Origin of the sequence: Nocardia sp. NPDC004568, assembly GCF_040609955.1 — a bacterium.
GTDB lineage: Bacteria > Actinomycetota > Actinomycetes > Mycobacteriales > Mycobacteriaceae > Nocardia.
This window is the reverse complement of record NZ_JBEXLL010000035.1, coordinates 38,783-63,429: the sequence shown is the minus strand read 5'-3', so window position 1 is coordinate 63,429 and position 24,647 is coordinate 38,783. Positions and strand designations below refer to the sequence as shown.

Below are 24,647 nucleotides of genomic sequence, written 5' to 3'. Positions count from 1 at the left end.
CTCACTCCTGAAGCGTTCCGGCAGCAATGGACACCGACCGAGTTCAACCAACCGCAACTCGCATGATCGGTGGATCCGCCACCGGGGCCCAGTCAGCGGGCATCTACTGGTGTGGCTGTTCGACTCCGACAGCCCTGAACAACGTCTGGTCACCCAGGCATGGGAGCAGGTCGCGTCGTTCCCGGCCGGTGGTCGCGCTTACACGCGGTGGCATCTGCTGGACGCGCTCCACGACGCAGAACGGGACGGGCTCGGCACTCTTACCCACACCCGACTCGGAGGTGTCGCGTATGCGCCGGACCGGGCAGCAGGGCGGGAATGGTTCTTCGGCGAGCACTTCAAGCACCACCCGCAGCTGATGACCGATACCGTGTTGCACACAGCCGTGGACGCTTTCCTGGATCGCTACCAGCTACCCGAGGGCGGTTCCGCGATACCGAGCGGAGTTCACATCATCGACTTCCACGCCGGCCGCCACCCCTTCACCGCGTTGCCTCGGGACAGATCATGATGAGCACAACACCCCACTTGCTCGCTGCTGCCGCCCGGTTGTGCTGTGAACTCACCAAGACTCGCAGCACATACGCGCTGGTCTACGGTTCCCATGCCGCGGGTCGCGCGGGCCCGAACTCGGATCTCGACCTGGTCCTCGTCACCGACGCTCGGCCCGGTTCCCAGAAGATGCAGGCGCTCGTGGCAGCTGTGGACGACCTGCATCGCGAACATGGACTCACTGTCGACACCGAGGTCGACTACGAAGCCAAGCTCGTCGCCGACCGCGCCGACGTCGAGGCCGCGGTGTGCCTGGACTGCTTCGAACGCGCCGGGCCGACCATCATTCCCGAACCGGTGCGGTTGGACCCTGCCTGGCTCAATTCCCGCCTTTTCGCCCGACGCCTGCTGCTCAACGCACTGACCACCGAACATGTATTTCTGGGCGGGAACGCCGCACGCTACCGGCGCGATTGCCGCCGCGCCGCCGCAGCGGTCGCACGGCTTGCTCTTGCCATCCGTGCACCGGCCGCCGAGACAACGCTCGCCGACGTGGTCGACACCCTCGTGCGAGCACCGGACGGCTCGGCCGGCAAGGATTGGCTCGGGTACCGGCCGACATCCCACCTGTGTTCGACCCTGCAGTACGGCATGACCACCCTCGCAACCTGCGGAGCGGTCCGCGTGATCGACGGACACAGATATCGCTTGTCTCCACACCGATCGGTGCGCTCGGAACTCGCTGGTGGTACTTGAGATACTTGGCCATTCGTTTCGATCCCCACTGATGAAGGGAACCCTGGTGAGTTCTGTCGGTGTCGCACCGCTGCTCGCAACTGTCGCTGCCGCCGTGTCGGAGGCGATCGAGCGAGTCCGCCCCGAACTGGCGGGAGCCGACCCGGTGGTGCGCCGATCGGATCGAGCCGACTTCCAATCCAACGCCGCACTGCCGCTGGCAAAGAAGTACGGCCTCAAACCTGGTGATCTGGCCGGCGAACTCGCCGAACAGCTGACCGCCGACGGCTCCACCGCGCCGGTAGCCGCGGCAGTGCCATCCGGGCCGGGGTTCCTGAACATCACCCTCACCGACTCCGTGGTGTGGTCCCGGATCGCCGATCGGCTCGCGGACCCGCGCTTGGGTATCGCCGAGTCTGCTGCCGGGCAGCGGATCGTGGTCGACTATTCCGCGCCCAATGTCGCCAAGGAAATGCACGTCGGACACTTGCGGACCACGATCATCGGAGACAGCCTGGCCCGCGTTCTCGGCTTTCTCGGCGCCGACATCGTGCGTGCCAATCACCTCGGCGATTGGGGCACCCAATTTGGGATGCTCATCCAACACATCGACGAACACCCCGACCAGCCCTGGCGGACCGATGACCTCGCCGAGGGATCCTCGGTGTCCGCGCTGGACAGCCTCTACAAAGCCGCTCGTGCCGCCTTCGACGCCGACCCAGCCTTCGCCGACCGCTCTCGCACCCGAGTCGTCGCCCTCCAGAACGGCGACGAACCGACCGTCGCCAGCTGGAACGAGATCGTCGCCGAATCAGAGAAGGCGTTCGGCGCGATCTACGACCGGCTCGGTGTGCTGCTGACCCCCGAGGACTACACCGGCGAATCGTTCTACAACCCGCGGCTCGCCGATACCGTCACAGAACTGCTGGACAAAGGTGTCGCCATCCACAGCGACGGTGCAGTCGTCATCGCCTCCCACACCGTAACCGGCCCCGACGGCGACCCGACCGTGCTCATGGCCCGGAAAAGCGACGGCGGCTACGGCTACGACAGCACCGACCTGGCCACCATCCGCTACCGGATCACCGAACTGAGTGCCGACCGGCTGCTGTACGTCACCGACTCACGCCAAGCCCTGCATTTCCAGCTCGTCTTCGAAGCCGCCCGCCGCGCCGGCTGGCTCACCGACACCGTCACGGTCGACCACGTCGCCTACGGCACGATCCTCGGCCCCGACGGCAAACCATTCAAAACCCGAGCCGGCGGCACCGTGCGGCTGATGGACCTGCTCGACGACGCCGTCGCGGCCGCCCGCGCAGTAGTGGCAGACAAGAACCCCGACCTGCCCGGCGACCAACTCGACGCTATTGCCGAACAAGCCGGGATCGGCGCGGTGAAGTACGCGGATCTGTCCACCTCCCGGGTCAAGGACTACACCTTCGACCCACAACGTATGACCGCGTTCGGCGGCAATACCGGTGTTTACCTCCAATACGCGCACGCCAGAATGTGCTCGATCCTGCGCAGGGCAGGCGAACCGCTAGCGGTAACGGTCGACACCACAGCCACGATCGAACCAGCCGAGCGTGCACTCGTACTGACCCTCGACGATTACGGCACGGTCGTCACCGACGTCGCCGCCACCCTGGAACCGCACCGGCTTGCCGGTTACCTCTACGAGCTCGCCCGCGCGTTCACCACGTTCTACGACACCTGCCCGGTGACAGGCGCCCCCGAGCCGATCCGAAGCAACCGACTCGCGGTATGCCAACTCGCAGCCCGCACACTGGCCCACGGACTCGGCCTTCTCGGCATCGCCGCACCGGCGCGTCTCTGATCGGTATCGTCGCGGTCGGCAAACCGAGAAGTGGGGGCACGACGAGAGCCGTACCCGGCTTGCTCTCCCGCAGCCCGAGCACGAATTGGCTGGCAACGCCCGGGGCGACTGGCTGTGGTCCTGTGAGTGCTCTCAAGAGGACGCTAGCCGAGGACACCGTATTGTCCGCAGTTTGTCCATCGCTCCAGCCCATTGTTCGGCCGTAAGATCGGCGCTTGAAGCACACACGAATATCGACAAACCAGTGAAAGCAGGCCCTGGTGCAAGTCCTACGCGAATATCTCTACGTCGACTTGGAAAAGGTCAATGGGTTCGCAAGTCAGCTCTACGACGGCCTACCCGAGGCAAACGAAGAATCGAGCAAGAACACCCACCGAGGACAAATGGGGTCTCGCGCGGTTGCATTCATTGGCAAAGATAAAGAATCCAACATTATGGAACGCCGGCTACTTGCTGACGCGATGTTTCCTCGAATCGAAGACCACCTAGAATCCGAAGGATACCTAGAAGATATTTCAGACGTAGTCGAGGATCCAACCGCTTTCGAGTCGGGGAAGATCAGGTCGGAGTTCCCGGCGGGCACCATCGTTAGAATCACGGCAGCGGGGCGGATCATTGATCCGCGATACTTCGGCCGCACCATGGCTGGTATCGCTACTGCGATCACCGGCCTGGACTTGCTTGCATCGAGCGGCAAGAACCTTGGAATGAAGGGGAAGGGCGCGGGAAGACAGCAACAGCCCAAGAGACCTGCGCCGAACAAGCCGGATCAGTCTCAGAACCTCGAAGACCTCATTCCAGATATCGGCGCCAATTCAGTTGCCGCACAGCTCGGACTTTCTAACGCAGGCGAATTGCGGGGCATGGTGAAGATCATGCGTGGACTCTATCCTGAAGGCGTATCGATGTTGCTGAGCCCTGCCGGGATCGAAGGACCTGGGATTTCACTCCGGCTACAAGAAGGTCGGCAATATCTCGACGCGGAGCCGGATGTTTTGTTTGCCAGGTATGGACTCGGAGTTCAGGAGTGGACCGTAATCGGTACTATCGGATATCATGCAGAAAAGACTACCGAAAGTAATATGGAAAACATCTTCGATGGAGGAAAACTTCGAAGAGGGGTCATGACAGCTGGTATCAATGAATTCCTGAGCAGCATGGGCAACATCGGTTTCTCGGAGGTCGCGCAGGAACCAGGATTTTCGATGGTTCCGATCGCTGTATATCGCGTGATACCGAAATCTGCACGAGCGCTGCTGCCGGCAGAGGGTGAAGTGTGACGAGCTGGCTTCGGTAGGTTCGAAGCACCCGCAACGGGAGGCAGTGCGCGTCCTGCGGCCGCGTGGCCCTGCTGGGGGTGGCCTGCATCGTGTTCCCGCGCCCCTCCCACGTCAAGGGCACCTATGGCGTCAGCTTCGCTGATGGTCTGAGTGCGGGGCCTTTACGCGAGAAGGGCAGGCCCTATCGGGGCCGGCGGGTAGCCAGACCCACCTATGCGCACGTCACCACCCAGTAGGGCCAGCTCCGTTGTCGCAGAGTTGTCAAAAATACCCTGGACAATTGGACAACCCCGGACACGGCGGAACCCCAACGGAGGCGTATCACCACCGAGCGCGGCTTTCCGTACCTGGGTAGCGCCACCCTGCATCATCGGGGCACGGCCCTCGGGGATGGCGCTCGTCGCGGCGATCCGTGAATGCTCGGGCGGTAGGGAGAGCCTGCCGTGACCACCGAGAATCGGCGACGCGCGATCGTGGTGGGCAGGTACAACACCGACACGCCTGATCTGGACGCCCTCGTCGCGCGTCATCACTTACAGGTGGTATTCACGATCACAGCGCCCTCGGCACCGAAACTGGCGACGCTGATCGCCGTTCAGCACCTGTTCGAGCACGATGCCGAGGTAGTTGTTGTGCCGCATCTCAGCGCGGCCGAGATCCGGGCCGAGCGGTGTTGGCTGGCAGTGAACGGATTGGCCGATATCCTCGCCGCCGATGGTGGTTGGCTGCGGTGACAGTGCCGGGCTTCACACCCCGTCCCTCAACACGTGCCGGAGTCTTCGACCTGCCGCCGCCGGCCGATAGCCGCGGTCCGTAGCGCAGAGCCCGGCTTCAGACAGGGAACCGGCGCCGATGACTATCATGGATGATACTATCATTGATGATAGTATCCTGGGAGGTGCTGTGGACGGATTCATCGGGCGGCGCACCGAGCTGGCCCTTCTCGACGAACTGCTCGAGCCGGTGCGCGGGGGCGGCCGGTCGGGGCGTCCGGGTCGAGCGGTATTGATCCGGGGCCGCAGGCGGGTGGGGAAGTCGCGGCTCGTCGAAGAGTTTCTGGAGCGGGCACAGGTGCCTCACGTGTTCTTCACGGCAGTGGGTGGGTCGCGGGACGAGGATTTGGCGGGGTTCGTTTCCGATATCGCCGACTCGGACCTACCCGGCGCCGAACGGGTCTCCGAGTTCGCGGCACCGAAGACATGGCGAGCCGCTTTTGATCTACTCGCTACCGTGCTTCCTCGGGATCGTCCGAGCGTGGTCGTACTGGACGAGATGCCCTATCTGGTGCGTGAGGACCGGGCGTTCGAGGGCACGCTACAAAAGGTGTTCGATCGGACCCTGTCGAAGTTGCCGGTGCTGCTGGTGCTCATCGGATCCGATATCGCGATGATGGAGAAGCTCAACACCTACGGCCGGCCCTTCTATCAGCGCGGTACCGAAATGATCGTGCCCCCGATGAATCCGCACGATGTCGCGGCCATGCTCGATCTCCGGCCGGCCGATGCATTCGACGCGTACCTGGTCAGTGGCGGCCTGCCCCTCATTCTCGAGGAATGGCCGCGAGGGGCTGGGCTGTGGGAATACCTCGACTACGCGCTTCGCCGCCCCACCTCGGCCTTGCTGGTCAGTGCCGAACGGGCACTGGCTGCCGAATTTCCGACCGAGGCGCAGGCGCGCACGGTTCTCGGCGCGATCGGTCACGGCGAGCGGACTTTCAGTCTCATCGGCCGGGCGGCCGGCGATCTGACCCCGACCTCGCTCACTCGATCGCTCGGATTGCTCACCGAGCGGCGTGTGGTGGCGGCCGAGCGTCCGCTCTCGACGCGGCCGAGCAAGGAAACCCGCTATCGCGTCGAAGACCCATATTTGCGGTTCTGGCTGTACTTTCTCGGCCCCGGTATGCCCGCGATCGAACGTGGACGGGGGGATCGGGTACTCGAGACGATCCGGGCGGGCTGGACTTCCTGGCGGGGCCGGGCCGTGGAGCCGGTGATCCGGGAAGCGCTGTGGAGGGGTGTGGACAGGTACCTGCCCGAGGGGACGGGGTCGATCGGCGGTTACTGGACTCGGACGAATAACCCGGAGATAGATATCGTCGCCGCTGATCGGGGGCCGATCGCCCAGCGGATCACGTGTGTGGGGTCGGTGAAGTGGCTGGAGAAGAAACCGTTCGATCAGCGCGACCTCGCGGCTCTCATCACCCACCGGTCACAGCTACCGGGTGCCGATGTCGATACTCCGATGCTGGCCGTCGCGCGCGCGGGCGGTTCGACACCGGGCGTGCGGGTGCTGACACCGGACGAACTGCTCGAGGCCTGGTCCTGAAGGACCCGAAGAAACCCCGCTCCGAAGATTTTGGAGCGGGGTTCGCTTGGGTACGTCAGCGCAACGTTGCGGTCAGGTGCGGGTAGCCCTTCTTCGGATGCTTCAGCGCCAGATCCCAACCCTGCTCGGCCTGGTCGGCGTACACGTTCACGGTGGACGGCAGCAGGATCGGTTTGCCGAATTTCACCGCGTAGGAGACCTTGTCCGGGACCCGGCCCTCGACCGTGGCGAGAATCGCCGCCGCCGACCACATCCCGTGTGCGATCGCCCGGGGGAAGCCGAACGCCTTGGCGCCCAATGCCGAGGTGTGGATCGGGTTCTGATCACCGGAGGCGTTGGCGTAGCGGGTGATCGTCTTCTGGTCCACCTTCCAGGTCCGCAGCGGGGGCGGCGGCACCTCTTCGGGTTTCGGTTCGGGTTTGGGGCCGCCCGACAGCGAGGTCTTCTGCTGGTGCAGGAAGGTGGTGACCTGCCGCCACACCAGTTCCCGGCCCACCCGGATCTCGCTGATCGCGTCGACCAGCAGGCCCTTGGGGTGTTCGCGCAGGTTCTCGATATGCGCGGTGATATCGAGCGGTTCGCTCACCGAGATCTCCCGGGTGCGTTCGATCAGGTTCTCCGCGTGCACGGCACCGACCGCGACGAACGGGAAGTCGCGCTGCACCACGAGTTTCATCACCAGCGGGAAGGTGATGATGAACGGGTAGGTCAGCGGCAGGGTGTCGCCGAAACGCAGACCGGTGGCCGCACAGTAGGCCGCCAGGTGCTCCGGGTCGACCCGGTAGCCGTCGAGCCGGACTGCGCGGTCCGGGATCTCGGATTTCCGCGACGAGACCAGCGGTATCGCGCCGAGCACGGCCTGTGCGTACAGGCCGCCGTTCTTCGGTGGTGCGTCGAGGGTGATGGTCTCGGTCATCACGCGCCGATCATGCTCTGGCCGCAGACCCGGACGATATTGCCGTTCACCGCGTTCGAGGCCGGGCTGGCGAAGTAGGCGATGGTTTCGGCGACGTCGATGGTCTGACCGCCCTGGTTCAGGGAGGCCATCAGCCGGCCGCCCTCCCGGGTGGCGAGCGGGATCGCGGCGGTCATGGCGGTTTCGATGAAACCGGGCGCCACCGCGTTGATGGTGATGCCCTTCGCGGCCAGTTCGGGGGCCTCGGCGTTCACCATGCCGATGACCCCGGCCTTGGAGGCGCCGTAGTTGGTCTGCCCGCGGTTACCGGCGATACCCGCGATGGAGGAGACGTCCACCACGCGGCCGCCTTCTTTCAGCGCGCCCGCGGCCACCAGTCCCTGGGTGATGCGGTGCGGCGCGGCCAGGTTCACGTTCAGCACCGCGTTCCAGCGGCCCTCGTCCATGTTCGCGAGCAGTTTGTCGCGGGTGATTCCGGCGTTGTGCACGATGATGTCGATACCGCCGAAACGTTCGGTGGCGAATTCGGCGAGCCGCTGCGCGGCGTCGGGGGCGGTGACGTCGAGGGCGAGCGCGGTGGCGCCGACTTTGTTCGCGGTTTCGGCCAGCGCCTCGCCGGCCGCGGGGATATCGGCGACGATGACCTTCGCGCCGTCGCGGGCGAAGACCTCGGCGATGGTGGCACCGATACCGCGGGCGGCGCCGGTGACCACGGCGACCTTGCCGTCGAGCGGCTTGTCCCAATTCGCCGGCGCGACCGCGTCGTCCTTACCGACGCGAATCACCTGACCGTCCACGAACGCCGATTTGGCGGACAGCACGAACCGCAGCGTGGAGGCGAGGCCGGTGGCCGCCGGGGAGGCGTCGGGGTGCAGGTACACCAGCTGCGCGGTGGCGCCGCGCAGCAGCTCCTTGCCCACCGACCGGGTGAAACCCTCGAGCGCGCGCTGGGCGATCTGGCCGTCCACGGTGCCGGCGAGTTCAGGCGTGGTGCCGATGACCAGGACCCGGCCCGACGGCGCGATACTGCGCATCGCCGGCTGGAAGAACTCGAACAGCTGCGACAGGTCCTCGATGCTGCCGATACCGGTGGCGTCGAAGACGAGTGCGCCGTATTTGGTGCCGGTGGTGAGGGAATCGGCGAAGGTGTAGTCCTCGGCCAGCAGTGCCCGCAGCGGTTCGGCGACCCGGCCTTTACCGCCGAGCAGCACCGGCCCCGGCAGCGGCGGCTCACCGGCCACGTAGCGCCGCAGCTTCTCCGGTTTCGGCAGGCCCAGCTTGTTCGCGAGGAACCCGCCCGGCGCGGAGTTGACGAACGATCCGTAGAGGTTGGGTGCACCCTTGCTCTTGGCTGCCACAGTTCCCACCTTTTCTGTTGCTCGATGTGGTGTGTCGGAAGTCGCCGGAGGCGGTGTCGACATTGAACTTACTCCAGAGTAAGTTTATCGTAAACCGAGCGCGGGCGGGCGTCGGAAGCCGCGGCGCGCAGCCGCGGCCCGGGCCCGGAGCACCCGACCCTCTCGCCAACTCGACAACCTGGGAGACCCGAGTGACCACCACATCCCGTTCGACCCGTCCGGTAGCGATCCTCGGCGGTAACCGCATCCCGTTCGCGCGTTCCGACAAGGCCTACGCGCACGCCTCCAACCAGGACATGTTCACCGCCACCCTGGACGGGCTGGTGAGCCGTTTCGGTCTGCAATCGGAACGGCTGGGCATGGTCGCCGGCGGCGCGGTGCTCAAGCGGGTCGGCGAGCACGGCCTGATCCGGGAGAGCGTGCTGGGTAGCCGGCTCAGCCCCTACACCCCCGCCCACGATCTGCAGCTGGCCTGCGGTACCGGCCTGCAGGCCGTCGTCACCGTCGGCGACGCGATCGCGGCCGGCCGCATCGAGGTGGGTATCGGCGGCGGTACCGACACCACCTCGGACGCGCCCATCGGGGTCAGCGAGCGGATGCGCGAGTGGATGCTGAACATCAACCGCGCCCGCACCAATGCCGAGCGGCTCAAGTTGGTCGGCCAGCTGCGCCCGGGCATGGTCGGTATCGAGATCCCGCGCAATGCCGAACCCCGCACCGGGCTGTCGATGGGCGAGCACGCCGCCATCACGGCCAAGGAGTTCGGGGTCTCCCGGGACGCCCAGGACGAACTGGCCTATCTCTCGCACAAGAATATGGCCGCCGCCTACGAGCGCGGTTTCTTCGACGATCTGGTGACCCCGTTCCTCGGGCTCACCCGCGACGACAACCTGCGCCCGAACTCCTCGCTGGAGAAGCTGGGCACGCTGAAGCCGGTCTTCGGGGTGAAGCTGGGCGACGCCACCATGACGGCGGGTAACTCCACTCCCCTCACCGACGGCGCGTCGGCGGTGCTGCTGTCCAGCGACGAATGGGCGGCCGAGCGCAACCTGCCGGTCCTCGCGCATCTGGTGGACAGCGAAGTCGCCGCGGTCGATTACATCCACGGCCCCGACGGCCTGCTCATGGCCCCCACCTACGCGGTCCCGCGGCTGCTCGCCCGCAACGGCCTGACCCTGCAGGATTTCGATTTCTACGAGATCCACGAGGCCTTCGCGTCGGTGGTGCTGGCCACGCTGCAGGCCTGGGAATCGGATCAGTACTGCAAGGAGCGGTTGGGCCTCGACGGTGCGCTCGGCTCGATCGACCGCACCAAGCTGAACGTCAACGGTTCCTCGCTGGCCGCCGGGCACCCGTTCGCCGCCACCGGCGGCCGCATCGTCGCCCAGGCCGCCAAACAACTGGCGGAGAAGGGGTCGGGCCGGGCGCTCATCTCCATCTGTGCGGCGGGCGGCCAGGGCGTGGTCGCCATTCTCGAGCGCTGAACCGGCCGGGTCCGGGTCCGTCCGGCGGGTGAAGGAAGCGCCCACAGCCGGACCGGCGCAGGGGACAGGAGGTGCCCCGATCGGGAAGGTCGGGGCACCTCCGTTCCCGGTGTGCCCGGTGTCGCGCGTACGCGGTCCCTTCAGCGTGATCGTCGATATCGAACGAGGCAGGTCCGGGGCGCCGAGCGGTATACCCGCCGGTGATCCGGGCGGCCGGCAGTGTGTCTTTCCGGTCAGCGGGGGAGAAGCCGGCACGGGCACCGGGGCCGGGAGGTCCGGCGCAGTCGACGTCGGTGTCGAGGGGGCCGCGGGCAGGCGAGTCGATCGGTGCAGTCCGCGCCGGCCGTTCGTGGCGGTCGACGGCCTAACTCTGTCCGGGCAGCTCATGATGCCCGCCGAAGGCCTCACGCATCGCGGACAGTGTCTTGTCCGCGTACGCCGATTCACCCCGGGAAGCGAAACGCTGGAAGAGCGCCGCCGAGAGCACCGGCGCCGGTACCCCGATATCCACCGCGGCGTCCAGAGTCCAGCGTCCCTCGCCTGAATCGGAGACCCGGCCGCCGAAGGAATCCAGATTCGGGTCGGCGTGCAGCTGGGTCGCCGTGAGGTCGAGCAACCACGACGCCACCACCGACCCGCGCCGCCAGACCTCCGCGACCTCCGCGATATCGATGTCGTACCGGTAGTACTCCGGATGTTCGAGGGGGGTCTCCTCCGCGGAGTACTCGCCACCGGCGCGGGTGCCGTAATCGGCCTTGTGCATGATGTTGAAGCCCTCGGCGTAAGCCGCCATCACGCCGTACTCGATCCCGTTGTGCACCATTTTCACGAAATGACCCGCCCCCGCGGGACCGCAGTGCAGGTAGCCCTCTTCGGCCGGGCCGGGCTCGCCGGTCCGCCCCGGGGTGCGCGGCGCGGCCGCGACCCCGGGCGCGATGGACCGCAGTAGCGGTTCCACGTACCGCACCGGCGCCGCCTCGCCGCCGATCATCAGGCAGAACCCGCGGTCGCGGCCGAACACGCCGCCCGAGGTCCCGATATCGAGATAGTGGATACCGAGCGGCGCCAACTGCGCGGCCCGGGCGATATCGTCGTGGTACCGGCTGTTGCCGCCGTCGATGACGATATCTCCGGGTTCCAGTAGTTCCGCCAGCTGATCGACCGTGCGACCGGTGAGACCGGCCGGGATCATCACCCACACCACGCGGGGTGTGTCGAGGTCGGCGACGAATTCCGCCAGGTCGGTGCTGCCCCGGAAACTGTCACCGAGTTCGGCGGTGAGGTTGTCGATCACGTCGGCGTGGCGTTCGCAGCCGACCGCCGTATGCCCGGCCGCGACGACCCGCCGCACGATATTGGCCCCCATCCGGCCGAGCCCGATCATGCCCAACTGCATCTCGCGTCCCCTTACTGATAGAGGTCGGATCGCATGCCGTCCCCGATTGTGCCCGCACCTCGAGAACTTTCGTCGGGATCGCGTGTAACGACCCGCGCGCGGCACCGATATACCGGTCGGCTCCGTGCATTCGCCTGACCCCCGACCCGGCGACTGCACGGGGCCACTTCGCTGTCCAGGGCTTGGTTCGGGCGATATGTCCCAACTGCGACGTCGGAGGCTGTCCAGATGGCGCAGCTGTGATCGATCCGGCACTGAAGATTACAGTTCGGACAACTATCGTTGGCGAAGGCTCGCACCCCGCGAGTCCCCGAAGTATCGATTGGGGAGGACGGTTCGTGAGCAGCGAATCGAACACCGAACGAGGTGACAGACGCGACCACGGCCGCCCGCAGCCGACCGACGGCGGCCTACGTCAGCTGCTCGACACCGGCCGCGCCCAGCAGGGTCAGCAGTCGGCCCCACCCACCGAGCCGGTCGAACAGGCCGGCAATGTCGCGCCCGGTTGGCGCGGGGGGAGTTCCTGGTTGAATCCCCGCGCCGGGTCCGCGGCGCAGCGGTCCGAGGCGGACCAGGCCCCACCGGCATCGGGTCCGGCTTCCGGCAGTGGCCCCTCCCGAACCTCGCCCCACGCTCCGGATGTCTCCCGCCCGGCCGAGCGCCCGGGACCTCCCGGCCGCGGACCCGGCGCTCCGGCACCGTCTGGTTCAGGGCCGGCGCCCGGCGGTGCCGAACCCGCCCCCACCGGCGCGTCCTCGGCTCCGGGTGGACCTACGGGCCCCACCGCTGCGGGCCGACCGTCCGGCCCCGGCCCGCGCTCCGGCCCCGGGCAGGCCACGCCTGCCGGCTCCGCCCCGGCCGACCCCACCGGACCCGAGTACACCACCCAGCAGTTCGCGCGACCCACTGCCGCGTCTGCACCCGCCGTCTTCGCCGACGCGGACCCGGACGACGCACCGACCGAGGTCTTCGATTCGAGCGCGCTGACCCAGCGGCTCTCCGGCGGACCGTCCTCCTGGCCCGGCCATCCGAACAACCCGACCAGCGCGGACATCCTGGCGCAGGGCGAGAAATCGGGGCCGCCCGGGCCGCCGCGTGGTCCGGGCAAGGGCCGGGGCACCGGCGGGTCCGGTGACGACGACGGTCGTTTCGCCGGTGCCCGCACCTGGCTGCGCGACTCCGCGAACGCCCGGCGCGTCCTGCTGGCCGCCGCGATCGTGTTCGGTGTCGCCCTCGTGGGCTATATCGCCGACCTGGTGATGACCTCGGGCAAGATTCCGCGCGGCGTCGAGGTCGCCGGGGTCGCCATCGGCGGGATGGACCAGGACGCCGCCCGCGCGAAGCTGCAGGAAACGCTCGACCCCCGGTCCGGCGAAGCGGTCCCGGTGAAGATCGCCGATGTGCAGACCGAACTGGTGCCCGCGGCGGCCGGTCTGGGCGTGGACTGGGACGCGACCTGGGAGCGCGTGGGCGGTCAGCCGCTCAACCCGGCGTCGCGGCTGCTGTCCTTCGTGGCCACCCGCAAGGTCACGGTGGCCAGCTCGGTCGACGAGACGGCGCTGGACCGCACATTCGAGGAACTGAAGGTGCACGACCAGCCGCCGGTCGAGGGCGGTATCCATTTCGAGGGCACCCGGCCGGTCGAGGTGAACCCCGTCTCGGGGCGGGTCCTGGACATCGCCGCGGCCCGCACGGTCCTCACCGAGCAGTGGGCGACCGCGAGCACCCTGGATCTGCCGGTCGCCGTGGCGCCGCCCGCCGTCCGCCAGGACGCGATCGACGCGGCCATGCACCAGATCGCCGAGCCCGCGGTGAGCGCGCCGGTGTCCTACACCGGCAAGGGGAACGGCACCGCCGGTCTGAGCCCCGAGCAGATCGCCACCATCGTCGGTTTCGTACCGGACGGGCACGGTGGGCTGCGGGTCGAGTTCGACCACAAGGTGGCCACCGACCTGCTGGCCCCACAGCTGGCCGCCACCGAGGTCGAACCCAAGGACGCGACTTTCACCTTCGCCGGTGCGCCCACCGTCGTCCCCGCCGTGGTCGGCGACAAGATCAATTGGGCCAAGACGCTGGAGCAGCTGCCGGCGATGCTCGCCGCGACCGGCGCCCCGCGCACCACACCGGCGATCTACGAGCGCATCGAGCCCAAGCTCACCACCCAGGCCGCCGAGGCGCTCGGTATCAACGAAACGATGGGCGAGTTCACCACCAGTGGTTTCACCGGCCCGTCCGGGGTGAACATCCGCACGGTCGCGCAGGAGGTCGACGGCGCGGTCGTCAAACCGGGCGACACCTTCTCGCTCAACACCCACACCGGTCCGCGTACCGCCGCCGAAGGCTATGTGGAATCCGGGATCATCGACCACGGCCGCCCCAGCAAAGCCGTCGGTGGCGGGATCAGCCAATTCGCCACCACCCTCTACAACGCGGCCTATTTCGCGGGCCTGGAGGACGCGGGCCACACCGAACACAGCTACTACATCTCCCGTTACCCGGCGGCCCGGGAAGCGACCGTGTTCGACGGTGCCATCGACCTGCAGTTCCGTAACAACACCCCGCACGGCATCTACATCCAGGCCTTCGCCGACAGTTCGGAAGTGACCGTGCGCATCTGGGGCACCAAAACGGTGAACGTGGAATCGATCACCGGCGACCGGACCAAGCCGACCGAACCGGAGACCATCACGCTGCCCGAGGGCGACGACTGCATCGCCTCGACGGGCGCACCCGGGTTCACCATCTCCGATACCCGGGTGATCACCGATATCAACACCGGCGCGGAGATCTCCCGCCACACCCGGACCGTGAAATACGACCCGGTGCCGGAGGTCAAGTGCGAGTCGCCGGACAAGGAGAAGCAAGAGGAGGCCGGCGACGAGCCGAGCGGCGGCAGCCGGCCCAGCGGCAGCGCGCCCAGCAGTCGGCCGAGCAGTCGGCCCGGATCTCGCTGAGAACAGCCGGCCCGGATCTCGCTGAGAAAACCGACAGTGCCCGCCCCGGCAACCGGGGCGGGCACTGTCGTCTCCGCGGGGGTTACAGCGGGGTGCGCATCAGCAGCACGTTGTACTGGCGGTGCACGGTGAGCAGGAAGTACAGGTCGCTGCCGGTCTGGTACGGGAAGATCATCGGCGCGTAGGCCGTCGGCAGGGCGGCGGCTTCCAGCAGCACTCGCGGCGTACTCCACGGACCCTCCGGCGCGTCCGCGGTGCGCAGCACCACCGAGTTGAACGGGTCGGTCGTCAGCATCACGAATTTGCGCAGATGGTCGTTCCACTGCACCGACAGCTCGGCCACCCCGTCGACGACCGGCGCGGCGGCTGCGGCATCCCCGGGCTTCCAGCCGTGCCCGTCCCAGTACTCGTAGACGTCGATATTCGCGATATCGGCCTCCCGTACCCGGGATACGTACCCGGGATGGTTCCGGCCGGCCGGGGTGCCGTATCGATATACGAATCCGTCGTCCTTCACGAACGCGTTCTGCTGGAACCGCTCGTGGCCGTCCACATTCGCCCGGCGCGTGGTCGGCAGCTGGGCCCAGGTCCGTCCACCGTCGCCGGACGCGGCGAGCGTGGCGAAGTTGGTGGTCCACAGACCGTGATCGCCCCACTCCTTGACCGACATCATGCTCAGGTACTGCACGCCGCCCACCGAGACACCGGCGGTCGGGATCAAACTGATCTCGATCCCGGGAATCTTCGGGCTGGGCAGCGGATTCGGCACCGCCCCGTCGAAGACGATGCCCTGTGCCGGATCCTTGGTGTGGCTGAAGAACAGGGCATTGCTGGTCCACGCCCACACACTGCCGGCCAGCAGGTTCGGCACGCCCAGCCCCGCGGAATCACCGAACGCGGTCAGCAGCGTGCCGGCCCCGTCGTCCCACATCACCCCGAGATCGGTGCCCAGCACATTCACCTGCTGAGTCCTGTTGGGGCTGTCCATACCCGTCACCTGGTAGACGGCCTGGGTGTCACCGGGCAGCGTCGGCAGACCGCGGGGTTCGCCGTTGATACCGGGGATCGGATTCACATTGTTCGGATCCGCTGTCGCCGGACCGGCCAGCACCAGGGCCGCGACGGCACCGGCGACCCCGGTGCGCACTAGAACGGACAGCGGGCGGGGGGTCATTCTCGATGTCCTCCTGCTGGGTGGCGAGGTGGTTCAGGGGGTCATCTTGCCATGATCAGAGCCGCCCCGGGGGGTGCCGGGTTTTCGGCGCCGCCTTCGGCATCACGGGGTCCAGGCCCCCGAACGCGCTGGTCTGGCGCGACGAATAAGGGCAGGCGCAGCAGAGCGCCGAGGACATCATCGAGCACTACTGGAGAGCAACCTCTCTCGGCGGGCTCCGGTCGTGTCGAATCCGGCGAGCTCCGCTTCGGTCAGCTCGATCTCGGCGCCGATCTCCTTGCTCGGGTGGCCACGCACCGAGGGGTCATGTCAGCGGCGCGACGGCCCAGCGGGCAAGGTCGTTCGTGATGGCAGCTACGTGGTCGGGTTCGAATGTGGTCGCGGTGACGGATAACTCGGCGACGCGATCGGTGCGGAAACCCCGTACGCCTCCACGTGTTCTGCACCATCCGACGAGGTACCAGGAGCCACCACCTCCTTCGAGCGTGGCGTACGGCTCGACGAGGCGGGGAGCCGGGTCGTTCTCGTAAAGGATCTCCACGAGGGTGTGGTCGCGGACGGCATCGAGCCAAGCTACCGACGGTATGGACGATGACGACCTCGGGGTGCCAGGGCACCAGGTCGTGGACGGTGCGTTCGAGCTGTTGGGTGGAGGGCAGTCGGGTGGGGCCGAGTATCTCGATGGTGGCGGTGTCCGATTGCAGGGTTACGTCGGTGACCTGGGCACCGGGGACCCCGGCCAGCCAGCCGCGGGCGGCGTCGGCGACCTGTCTCGCCCACAGCGTGGACAGTGAGTTGACGACCATCGGGACGGCCACGATCACCAGCCCGGTGGCCAGGACGGCGTAGGCGCGGCCGCGTCGCCGTGCTCCGGTTCCGGCTTCGTGGGCGTATCCGGTGGCCACGAGTACCAGGGTGGCGGTGATGATCATCGCGACCATGTTCGAGGCGAACAGTACGAACGCGCCCAGCGCGAGCCCGGGCGCGTGCGAGCCCAGTCATACCCCGACCACGGCCAAGGGTGGGACCAGTGAAATCGCGATGGCGACTCCGGGCAGTACATCGCCGACATCGCGGCGTACCAGTGCGATCACCCCGACCAGGCCGGTGGCCAGTGCCGCGGTCAGGTCCGTCAGTTTCGGTGAGGTGCGGCCGGTGACCTGTGAGTTGGCCAGCACGCTGGTCGGGTTGGGTAGGAGCTGGGCGAATACGAAACCGACCGCGATCACCAGCACGATCCCGGCGGCGACGAGCAGCAGACTCCGGCCGATGAGCGCGCCGCGGCCGGTCGCGATCCCCAACCCCACACCCAGGATCGGCACCGACAGCGGCGCGACGATCATGGCGCCGATCACCGTGGCGGTGGAGTCACCGGCCACACCGGAAGCCGCGATGACCCCGGAGAGGGTGAGCATGATCCAGAACGCGGACCGTTTCGCGGTCCTGTCACCGGCGCCGAGGTCCAGGCGGTCGGTGAGCTCGGTCAGGGTCCGGCGCTGACCGGCCGGAACCAGCACCGTCACGGCCGGCCACCTGGGAGCGACCCGCTATGCGGGCATACCGGAGTGATGTTCACAGCGGCTCACCTCACAATCCTCGGCACGACGTAGCGGCAGCGTGGAGAAGGCTGTCCACCACAGTCGATCGGCGGCGGATGGGCACAACGCTATCCCCGGCCGGGCGCACCGCAGATCACCTTGCCAGGGCGAGTTCCATCGACCTCGCTCGATCACCGCAGTACACGCGATCGAGGGGCCGAGTCACCTCGATTCATCCTGTCCGGGTGAGGCGTGTCGGTGTGCTCGGTGTCGATCATGAGGCCATGACAGCAGAACCCGAACTCGGACCGGTGGAGTTGGTGGTGCTGTCGTTTCCCGGCACCCGCATCGACGACGCGGTCATCACAGCATTTCGTGAGGTGCTCGACCGCGGCTCGGTCACGATCGTCGACCTGGTCTACCTGAGGATGGATTCCACCGGCGCAGTGCGCCAGGTCGAGGTCGACGAATCACTGACCGACACCGGCCTCGACGGGCTCACGGTGCAACCACGCGGCCTGATCAGCGACAAGGACCTGCAGGTGGTGCGTACGGCCATGGATCCGGGCACCTGCGCGGTGGTGATCGTCTATGAACACAGCTGGGCGCGCACCTTGGCTGCCACTGTCCGCAACGCCGCGGGTGAAGTCGCTCTGCACGTGCAGGTTCCCCGCGACGCTGTCACCGCGGCACTGTCACCGGCATAACAGGGAAGAGGAGACGAGCTGATGGTTTTTCGTGGAGCACGCGTCGGCCGGCCCGGACTACTGGGCACCGTGGCCCGCACCGCAGTGGTGGCCGGAACCGCACGAGCCACCGCCAACGCCGTCGACCGCCACGCCCAGCGCCGCGCAGCCGAAAGCCAGGCCTACTACGACGAACAGCAATCCCCGCCCCCGACCACAGTGGCACCACCAGAATCCGATTCCCGAGATCTGGTGTCGAAGTTGCAGCAGCTCGGGCAACTGCACGCCGATGGAGCGCTGACCGACACGGAGTTCGCCGAGGCGAAACAACAACTGCTGCACTGATCTGCCCAGATGTCGAGCTTTCCGGGGCTCAGCGGCAGCAGTTGGGGTCGAGCACAGTGCAGAGTGCGGTGAGGGCATCGCGGCGGGCCCGGTGCAGCACACTCATGCCGTGGCGCTCGGACTCGATGAACCCGGCCTTGCGAAGTTGGGTGAGGTGATGGCTGACAGTCGATTCCGACACCCCGACTGCCGCGGCGAGGTCGCCGCCGGTGCGGCCGGTGCCGGGGTCGGCGAGCAGCAGCGAGATGAGCTTCACGCGAACCGGGTCGGCCAGCGCCTTCAACCGCAGGGCGACGTGTAGGGCCGCCTCGTCGTCGACCGGGCCGGCGGCCACGGGCGCGCAGCAGACGGGTGCGGTGATATCGAGGACAGGCAGCGCTTTCGGCATGCACCCGATCCTACCCGCGCTTATTGACTTATGTCGAAAAGGTGGCAGACTGGCTGCTGTCAGATATTCGATATATGTCACACAGGTGGTGGTCATGATGTCCCGGATACAGCTCGCTCTCGACGTCGACGATCTGGAGACCGCGGTCGGGTTCTACTCGGCCCTGTTCGGCACCACACCGGCGAAGGTGAAACCCGGCTACGCCAACTTCGCGATCACCGAACCGCCGTTGAAGCTGGTGCTCATCGAGAACCCCGGCCACGGCGGCAGCCTCAATCACCTCGGTGTCGAAGTCGAGTCCTCGGAGAAGGTCCACTCCGAGATCGCCCGACTGTCGGAGGCGGGACTGTTCACCGAGGAGCAGATCGCGACGACATGTTGCTTCGCCACCCAGGACAAAGTCTGGGTGACCGGGCCGAGTGAGGAGCGGTGGGAGGTCTACACCGTGCTGGCCGATTCGGAGTCCTTCGGCGCCGCGCCGGAGTTCCCCGAGATCTCCGACAAGGAAGCGGTGCAGGCGTGTTGTGGCACCGACGGCCGTGGTGACACCGAGACCGTCTGCTGCACCCCGGCGTGAGCACGGCAGTAGCGGCGCCGGCGCCGCGGTTGCCGATGCTGGACCGGCTGCTGCCGGTCTGGATCGGTGTCGCGATGACCGCGGGGTCGGCGCTGGGCCGCCTGGTACCCGGTCTGGGTGAGAGCCTCTCGGCGGTCGAGGTGGACGGGATTTCGCTGCCGATCGCGGCCGGGCTGCTGATCATGATGTATCCGGTGCTGGCCAAGGTCCGCTACGACCGCCTGCACACCGTCACCGGGGACCGGCGCCTGCTCGCGGGGTCGCTGTTGCTGAACTGGGTGCTCGGGCCGGCGTTGATGTTCGCGCTCGCGTGGCTGCTGTTGCCGGACCTGCCCGAATACCGGACCGGGCTGATCATCGTCGGCCTCGCCCGCTGCATCGCGATGGTCATCATCTGGAACGACCTGGCCTGCGGGGACCGGGAAGCCGCCGCGGTCCTGGTCGCGATCAACTCGATCTTCCAGGTGTTCATGTTCGCGGTGCTGGGCTGGTTCTACCTCTCGGTACTTCCGGGCCGGCTGGGTCTGGAGCAGGCCGCGATCGAGGCCTCGCCGGTCGATATCGCGGTCTCGGTACTGGTGTTTCTCGGAATCCCGCTGGCCGCCGGATATCTCACCCGCCGAATCGGGGAGCGAACCCGGGGCCGGGACTGGTACGAAACCCGGTTGCTCCCGAAGGTAGGGCCGTGGGCGCTGTACGGGCTGCTGTTCACCATCGTGATCCTGTTCGCCCTGCAAGGCGAGCAGATCACCGCCCGCCCGCTCGCTATCGTGCGGATCGCCGTGCCGCTGCTGATCTACTTCGCGCTCATGTGGGGCGGCGGCCTCGCCCTCGGCACGGCCCTGCGGCTCGGATACGCGCGGACGGTAACGATGGCGTTCACCGCGGCGGGCAACAACTTCGAGCTCGCCATCGCCGTAGCGATCGCTACCTACGGCGCGGCCTCCGGCCAGGCCCTGGCCGGTGTGGTCGGCCCGTTGATCGAGGTGCCGGTCCTGCTTGCCCTGGTCTATCTCTCTCTTGCCCTGCGCCGGCGTCTCGCCCCGGCGCCTCTCGGCTGAAAGGCGTCCGTCCTCATGGTCTCTGCTCCGAGCGTGCTGTTCGTGTGCGTCCACAACGCCGGACGCTCGCAAATGGCCGCCGCATTCCTCACCCACCTCGCCGGGGACCGGGTTCAGGTCCGCTCCGCCGGCACCGCACCCGCTGACACCGTCAACCCGGTCGCGGTCGAAGTCATGCGCGAGGCCGGGATCGATATCTCTGCCCGGACTCCGACGGTCCTGACCGCCGATACCGTCGAATCCTCGGACGTGGTGATCACTATGGGTTGTGGGGAGACCTGCCCCTACTTCCCCGCGATCCGCTACCTCGACTGGCAACTCGATGACCCCGCGGGCGCCGACCTCGCGATCGTGCGTCGGATCCGCGACGACATCGAGCACCGAGTCCGCAGTCTGCTCACCGAACTCGGAATCCCCGCGGGGACGTAGACATCGGACGGAACGCCTCCGGGCGGGCGACCCCCGGCGGCGTTCCGCTGTATCAGCTCCGTAGTAGTTCCGTATCCCCAGCGGTCGGCAACACCCAGACCTCCCGCTGCCCAATCGGCCTGGATGACCACATGCCGGTCCACAGCGCTCCGTAACAACGCCAGGAACACGATCGTCGCCGGCGCCGCGGCCGCCCCCACCCCCAGCGCGGCCCGGTCCCGGAGCAGGCCTTGTCGCGCGAGCACACCCTCGGCCCCGGGCGCAGTCGCCGCCCAGGTCGTGGTGGGTGGTCGCCGAGACCCGGGCGACTCGGGAGAGCGATCATGTACGTACGGAGACCGAACGCCGGCTCCGTGGTTCGGTTGATCAGGCGGGGAACACCACAGCGACGGTGGATTACTCGGCCGCCGAGGCGTGCGCGGCGACGACCCGCCAGCCGCGAGAGTCGTCGTACGCCCAAGTGCGGGTGTAACGCATCCGGGCCGCGAATGGTGACCCGTGAACGCTTCCCTCGACGAGGCCGAGAAACCACGTGACCCCGGTTGTCCCTTCCACCAGGACAGTCAGCTGTTCTTCCTCGAGCTTGTCCACGATCTGAGCTCTGGTGCGGTGCAGCTCGAGATCATCGGCCTTGGTGGCCGTGTCGGCGCCGAGCGTGAAGATCAACCGATCATCGAGTAACTCATCCAGCACCTGGACATCCCCAGCCAGCTGCGCGGCCTGAAGTCGCCGTTCGGCTTCTCGTAAGTCATTCTCCATGGCCCATACCCTGCCAGCTCGGGGTCGGCCGAACCCGTCCGTTTCGCTGACAGCAGACCTACGCCCGCGGATTCCGGACCCGACACCACTGCGCCGTCGATGCTCTGGCCCTGAGTGTCTCCGCTTTCGTCCGCTGGAGTTCGCCTGCCCGGCCACTACGGCCGGGAAAATGCCGTGGACGGGCCCGTGCTCAGCGCGGGCGGGCCACGTTCTGGGGGAACTGTCCCTGTACGTTGCCGGCTGGGTCGTAGAGACCGACGAGGACGGTGTAGCCGCCCTCCGCGGCGTACCCGATACCGAGTCGGGTGCTGGCCTTCCACACCAACTGTGTGAAATGGCCCGTCGCCATGCTGAAACCGGGCTTGTCGAAGTCGTAGTCCTTGATCTCGTCGTACCACATCGTCGTGCCCATCCGGACAAAGGAGACAGCGTCCCAGCTGCCCTGTCCCCCGACGAGGTTCTCTCCGGCCCCGTTCTTGTAGGGGCAGCTGTGATCGATCGCCTTCTTGGCGGCGTAGTACTTCGCGCATTGCGTGGCCTGGTTGTTCAGGCTCTGGGTCGAGGTCATGGCCGGGGAGCCGTGCTCGGCCCGGTAGTTGTTGTGCAGGGTGAGCCCGGTCTGCGCGTAATCGCTCTGTCCGGCGGCAGGGCCCCCGCCGGTGACGAGCGCGGCGAGCATCACCGCGGCAACAACCGATACCGATCGACCGACACGCACGACAACCTCCCGAGTCAGAGCAGGACACAACAGAAACGAATCACACCGACCTCGGAACCTGTACGGCCGTGAGCGTTTCGGAATCAGGCGAGCATACCCGCGCTCGCTGCACTGCTCCGCGAATCCTCCGACACGCACTCGACCCGGCAGCAGGCAACCCGAGAAGGCGGTCCAGCAAAGGCCGGGCAGTAGTGTCCCGCTGACGCCTCGACGCGGCGGTTACCGTGCGAGCGGCCGACCATCGATGAACAGGAGATGCTCAACGGTCGGCCTTCCGTGGAAGGCCGACCGCATATCGCATGAGTGAAGCTCGAGTCCCGAGGCCGAACCGGCGAGAACTCAGAACGCGGCTTCGTCGAGTTCCATGATGTCGTTGTCGAGGTTGGCCAGGACAGCGCGAGTGGCGGTCAACTCCGGCAGGATGTTGCGGGCGAAGAACTGTGCCACGGCGACCTTGCCCTGGTAGAAGCTCTTGTCCGCGCCCTCGGCGCCCGCGTCGAGGGCCGCGCCCGCGACTTCGGCATGGCGCAGCAGCTGCCAGCCGATGAGCAGGTCGCCGACCGAGAGGAGGAAGCGGACCGAGCCGAGGCCCACCTTGTACAGCTCGTCGGGCTGCTCCTGAGCGCCCATGAGATGTCCGGTGAGGGTGGCGGCCATGGCCTGCACATCCTCGAGCGCGGTCGCGAGCAGTTTCCGCTCACCCTTGAGGCGGCCGTTGCCCGCCTCGGAGTCGATGAACTTCTGGATCTGGCCGGCGACGTGCGCCAGGGCCGCTCCGCGATCGCGAGCGATCTTGCGGAAGAAGAAATCCTGGGCCTGGATGGCGGTGGTGCCCTCGTACAGCGAGTCGATCTTGGCGTCCCGAATGTACTGCTCGATCGGGTAATCCTGCAGGAACCCGGAACCGCCCAGGGTCTGCAGCGATTCGGTCAGGTACTGATAGGCCCGCTCGGAGCCGACGCCCTTGACGATCGGCAGCAGCAGGTCGTTGACGCGGGCGGCGGTGTCGGCGTCCGCGCCGGAGACGGCGGCCGCGATATCGGCGTCCTGGTGGGCGGCGGTGTAGAGGTACACCGCGCGCAGGCCCTCCGCGTAGGCCTTCTGGGTGGCGAGGCTGCGGCGCACATCCGGGTGGTGGGTGATGCTGACGCGCGGCGCGGTCTTATCGCTCATCCGGGTCAGGTCGGCGCCCTGGACGCGCTCCTTGGCGTACTCCAGTGCGTTCAGGTAACCGGTCGACAGGGTCGCGATCGCCTTGGTGCCGACCATCATTCGCGCGTGCTCGATGACCTCGAACATCTGCGCGATGCCCTGGTGGACCTCGCCGACCAGCCAGCCCTGGGCCGGCACACCGTGGCCGCCGAAGGTGACCTCGCAGGTGGCCGAGACCTTCAGGCCCATCTTGTGCTCGACATTGGTGACGAAGACGCCGTTGCGCTCGCCCAGTTCGCCGGTCTCGTGGTCGAAGTGGAACTTCGGTACGAAGAACAGCGACAGACCCTTGGTGCCCGGGCCGGCGCCTTCGGGACGGGCCAGCACCAGGTGCATGATGTTCGGGAACAGGTCGTCGGAGTCGGCCGAGGTGATGAAGCGCTTCACGCCTTCGATATGCCAGGAGCCGTCCTCCTGCTGCACCGCCTTGGTGCGGCCGGCGCCCACATCCGAGCCGGCGTCGGGCTCGGTGAGCACCATGGTGGCGCCCCAGCCCTGCTCGACGGCGATCTTGGCCCACTTCTTCTGCTCTTCGGTGGCGTTGTTGTAGAAGATATTGGCGAAGCCGGCGCCGGCGGCGTACATGAAGGCCGCGGGCTGGGCGCCCAGCACCAGTTCGGCGATGGCCCAGTAGGCGGCGCGGGGGAATTCGATACCGCCGAGCTCGGGGTCGACGGAGTAGGAGTCCCAGCCGCCTTCCTGCAGGGTGCGGTAGCTCTTCTTGAACGATTCGGGGAGGGAGACGGTATGGGTCTCGGGGTCGAAGACCGGCGGGTTGCGGTCGGCGTCGGCGAAGGATTCGCCCAGCGGTCCCTCGGCCAGGCGACGGACCTCGTTCAGCATCTCCTTGACGGTGTCGGCGTCGAGGTCGCCGTACGCGCCGGACTCCAGGATGCTGCCCAGGCCGAGCACCTCGAAGAGGTTGAACTCCAGGTCGCGGACGTTGCTCTTGTAATGACCCATTGTGATACTCACTCTCCGTT

At 67.1% G+C, this 24,647-nt stretch carries 22 protein-coding genes and 2 pseudogenes; 14 read left to right on the top strand and 10 right to left on the bottom strand.

What is annotated here, in order from left to right:
• The 7 genes and pseudogenes from ABZV91_RS17580 to ABZV91_RS17550 form a co-directional block, all read left to right on the top strand.
• Positions 1–511: hypothetical protein (locus tag ABZV91_RS17580; RefSeq protein ID WP_355242331.1), on the top strand; the 511-nt coding region annotated here is incomplete at its 5' end.
• Positions 508–660 (top strand): annotated as a pseudogene (locus ABZV91_RS17575) (nucleotidyltransferase domain-containing protein); the annotation flags it as partial. The gene ABZV91_RS17580 and the pseudogene ABZV91_RS17575, both read left to right, overlap by 4 nt.
• Positions 661–681: 21 nt before the next feature.
• Positions 682–1,248 (top strand): hypothetical protein, encoded by a 567-nt coding sequence (locus ABZV91_RS17570; protein WP_355242351.1) that lies wholly within the window; start codon positions 682–684, stop codon positions 1,246–1,248.
• Positions 1,249–1,294: 46 nt separating this feature from the next.
• A complete protein-coding gene (gene argS, locus ABZV91_RS17565; protein ID WP_355242328.1) occupies positions 1,295–3,064 on the top strand; it encodes an arginine--tRNA ligase in 1,770 nt (589 codons plus the stop codon).
• Positions 3,065–3,324: 260 nt separating this feature from the next.
• Positions 3,325–4,344 (top strand): hypothetical protein, encoded by a 1,020-nt coding sequence (locus tag ABZV91_RS17560; protein WP_355242326.1) that lies wholly within the window; start codon positions 3,325–3,327, stop codon positions 4,342–4,344.
• A 443-nt stretch (positions 4,345–4,787) separates the two neighbouring features.
• A complete protein-coding gene (locus ABZV91_RS17555) occupies positions 4,788–5,078 on the top strand; it encodes a hypothetical protein (RefSeq protein ID WP_355242323.1) in 291 nt (96 codons plus the stop codon).
• A 169-nt stretch (positions 5,079–5,247) separates the two neighbouring features.
• Entirely contained in the window at positions 5,248–6,669 is a 1,422-nt protein-coding gene (locus tag ABZV91_RS17550; protein ID WP_355242320.1) for an ATP-binding protein, read from the top strand.
• 55 nt (positions 6,670–6,724) lie between these two features.
• Here ABZV91_RS17550 and ABZV91_RS17545 read toward each other — a convergent pair whose 3' ends face one another.
• Both ABZV91_RS17545 and ABZV91_RS17540 read right to left on the bottom strand, forming a co-directional pair.
• Positions 6,725–7,585 carry a MaoC/PaaZ C-terminal domain-containing protein gene (locus tag ABZV91_RS17545; protein WP_355242348.1) on the bottom strand — a complete coding sequence of 287 codons (861 nt, stop codon included), beginning with the start codon at positions 7,583–7,585 and terminating at the stop codon, positions 6,725–6,727.
• Positions 7,585–8,943, bottom strand: coding sequence for a 3-oxoacyl-ACP reductase (locus ABZV91_RS17540; RefSeq protein WP_355242317.1), 1,359 nt, complete (start codon positions 8,941–8,943; stop codon positions 7,585–7,587). Before ABZV91_RS17540 ends, ABZV91_RS17545 begins: the two co-directional genes overlap by 1 nt.
• Positions 8,944–9,134: 191 nt before the next feature.
• Between ABZV91_RS17540 and ABZV91_RS17535 the strand changes: the two genes are divergently transcribed.
• Positions 9,135–10,427, top strand: coding sequence for an acetyl-CoA C-acetyltransferase (locus ABZV91_RS17535; protein ID WP_030524856.1), 1,293 nt, complete (start codon positions 9,135–9,137; stop codon positions 10,425–10,427).
• 364 nt (positions 10,428–10,791) lie between these two features.
• On the opposite strand, the gene gnd is transcribed toward ABZV91_RS17535, so the two are convergent.
• Positions 10,792–11,823: a phosphogluconate dehydrogenase (NAD(+)-dependent, decarboxylating) gene (gene gnd, locus ABZV91_RS17530; protein ID WP_355242313.1), complete on the bottom strand. Its 1,032-nt coding sequence runs from the start codon at positions 11,821–11,823 to the stop codon at positions 10,792–10,794.
• Positions 11,824–12,161: 338 nt separating this feature from the next.
• Here gnd and ABZV91_RS17525 point away from each other — a divergent pair, with 338 nt between their 5' ends.
• Entirely contained in the window at positions 12,162–14,777 is a 2,616-nt protein-coding gene (locus ABZV91_RS17525) for a VanW family protein (protein ID WP_355242310.1), read from the top strand.
• Positions 14,778–14,859: 82 nt separating this feature from the next.
• Here the strand turns inward: ABZV91_RS17525 and ABZV91_RS17520 are convergent, their stop codons facing one another.
• From ABZV91_RS17520 to ABZV91_RS17510, 3 genes and pseudogenes are all read right to left on the bottom strand, one after another.
• Entirely contained in the window at positions 14,860–15,951 is a 1,092-nt protein-coding gene (locus ABZV91_RS17520; RefSeq protein ID WP_355242307.1) for a DUF4185 domain-containing protein, read from the bottom strand.
• Between the two features lie 304 nt (positions 15,952–16,255).
• Positions 16,256–16,492, bottom strand: a complete 237-nt coding sequence (locus ABZV91_RS17515; RefSeq protein ID WP_355242345.1) for a WYL domain-containing protein — start codon at positions 16,490–16,492, stop codon at positions 16,256–16,258.
• A 31-nt stretch (positions 16,493–16,523) separates the two neighbouring features.
• Positions 16,524–17,474, bottom strand: a pseudogene (locus ABZV91_RS17510) (DUF389 domain-containing protein); the annotation flags it as partial.
• Positions 17,475–17,773: 299 nt separating this feature from the next.
• Between ABZV91_RS17510 and ABZV91_RS17505 the strand changes: the two are divergent.
• Entirely contained in the window at positions 17,774–18,196 is a 423-nt protein-coding gene (locus tag ABZV91_RS17505; RefSeq protein WP_355242304.1) for a DUF6325 family protein, read from the top strand.
• A 21-nt stretch (positions 18,197–18,217) separates the two neighbouring features.
• Positions 18,218–18,520: an SHOCT domain-containing protein gene (locus ABZV91_RS17500; RefSeq protein ID WP_355242302.1), complete on the top strand. Its 303-nt coding sequence runs from the start codon at positions 18,218–18,220 to the stop codon at positions 18,518–18,520.
• A gap of 28 nt (positions 18,521–18,548) precedes the next feature.
• On the opposite strand, the gene ABZV91_RS17495 is transcribed toward ABZV91_RS17500, so the two are convergent.
• Entirely contained in the window at positions 18,549–18,908 is a 360-nt protein-coding gene (locus ABZV91_RS17495; protein ID WP_355242299.1) for an Rv2640c family ArsR-like transcriptional regulator, read from the bottom strand.
• 97 nt (positions 18,909–19,005) lie between these two features.
• On the opposite strand from ABZV91_RS17495, the gene ABZV91_RS17490 reads away from it, so the two are divergent.
• From ABZV91_RS17490 to ABZV91_RS17480, 3 genes are read left to right on the top strand one after another with little or no spacing between them, the layout of a single operon-like run.
• Positions 19,006–19,485: an ArsI/CadI family heavy metal resistance metalloenzyme gene (locus ABZV91_RS17490; RefSeq protein ID WP_355242343.1), complete on the top strand. Its 480-nt coding sequence runs from the start codon at positions 19,006–19,008 to the stop codon at positions 19,483–19,485.
• A 35-nt stretch (positions 19,486–19,520) separates the two neighbouring features.
• Positions 19,521–20,546: an ACR3 family arsenite efflux transporter gene (gene arsB / locus ABZV91_RS17485; RefSeq protein WP_355242340.1), complete on the top strand. Its 1,026-nt coding sequence runs from the start codon at positions 19,521–19,523 to the stop codon at positions 20,544–20,546.
• 15 nt (positions 20,547–20,561) lie between these two features.
• Positions 20,562–20,975, top strand: coding sequence for an arsenate reductase ArsC (locus ABZV91_RS17480; RefSeq protein WP_355242297.1), 414 nt, complete (start codon positions 20,562–20,564; stop codon positions 20,973–20,975).
• Positions 20,976–21,371: 396 nt separating this feature from the next.
• Here the strand turns inward: ABZV91_RS17480 and ABZV91_RS17475 are convergent, their stop codons facing one another.
• From ABZV91_RS17475 to ABZV91_RS17465, 3 genes are all read right to left on the bottom strand, one after another.
• On the bottom strand, positions 21,372–21,734 hold the full coding sequence (locus ABZV91_RS17475) for a nuclear transport factor 2 family protein (protein ID WP_355242294.1): 363 nt from the start codon (positions 21,732–21,734) through the stop codon (positions 21,372–21,374).
• 190 nt (positions 21,735–21,924) lie between these two features.
• Positions 21,925–22,452, bottom strand: a complete 528-nt coding sequence (locus ABZV91_RS17470; protein WP_355242292.1) for a CAP family protein — start codon at positions 22,450–22,452, stop codon at positions 21,925–21,927.
• Between the two features lie 339 nt (positions 22,453–22,791).
• Positions 22,792–24,627, bottom strand: a complete 1,836-nt coding sequence (locus ABZV91_RS17465) for an acyl-CoA dehydrogenase (protein ID WP_355242337.1) — start codon at positions 24,625–24,627, stop codon at positions 22,792–22,794.
• Positions 24,628–24,647 lie beyond the last annotated feature (20 nt).

Bases quoted from the DNA above. Each gene is read 5' to 3' on its own strand.
- gnd (WP_355242313.1), bottom strand. From the start codon at position 11,823: ATGCAGTTGGGCATGATCGGGCTCGGCCGGATGGGGGCCAATATCGTG.
- ABZV91_RS17495 (WP_355242299.1), bottom strand. From the start codon at position 18,908: ATGCCGAAAGCGCTGCCTGTCCTCGATATCACCGCACCCGTCTGCTGC.
- ABZV91_RS17520 (WP_355242307.1), bottom strand. From the start codon at position 15,951: ATGACCCCCCGCCCGCTGTCCGTTCTAGTGCGCACCGGGGTCGCCGGT.
- arsB (WP_355242340.1), top strand. From the start codon at position 19,521: ATGCTGGACCGGCTGCTGCCGGTCTGGATCGGTGTCGCGATGACCGCG.
- ABZV91_RS17570 (WP_355242351.1), top strand. From the start codon at position 682: ATGCAGGCGCTCGTGGCAGCTGTGGACGACCTGCATCGCGAACATGGA.
- ABZV91_RS17475 (WP_355242294.1), bottom strand. From the start codon at position 21,734: ATGGAGAATGACTTACGAGAAGCCGAACGGCGACTTCAGGCCGCGCAG.
- ABZV91_RS17490 (WP_355242343.1), top strand. From the start codon at position 19,006: ATGTCCCGGATACAGCTCGCTCTCGACGTCGACGATCTGGAGACCGCG.
- ABZV91_RS17465 (WP_355242337.1), bottom strand. From the start codon at position 24,627: ATGGGTCATTACAAGAGCAACGTCCGCGACCTGGAGTTCAACCTCTTC.
- ABZV91_RS17505 (WP_355242304.1), top strand. From the start codon at position 17,774: ATGACAGCAGAACCCGAACTCGGACCGGTGGAGTTGGTGGTGCTGTCG.
- ABZV91_RS17500 (WP_355242302.1), top strand. From the start codon at position 18,218: ATGGTTTTTCGTGGAGCACGCGTCGGCCGGCCCGGACTACTGGGCACC.
- ABZV91_RS17480 (WP_355242297.1), top strand. From the start codon at position 20,562: ATGGTCTCTGCTCCGAGCGTGCTGTTCGTGTGCGTCCACAACGCCGGA.
- ABZV91_RS17545 (WP_355242348.1), bottom strand. From the start codon at position 7,585: ATGACCGAGACCATCACCCTCGACGCACCACCGAAGAACGGCGGCCTG.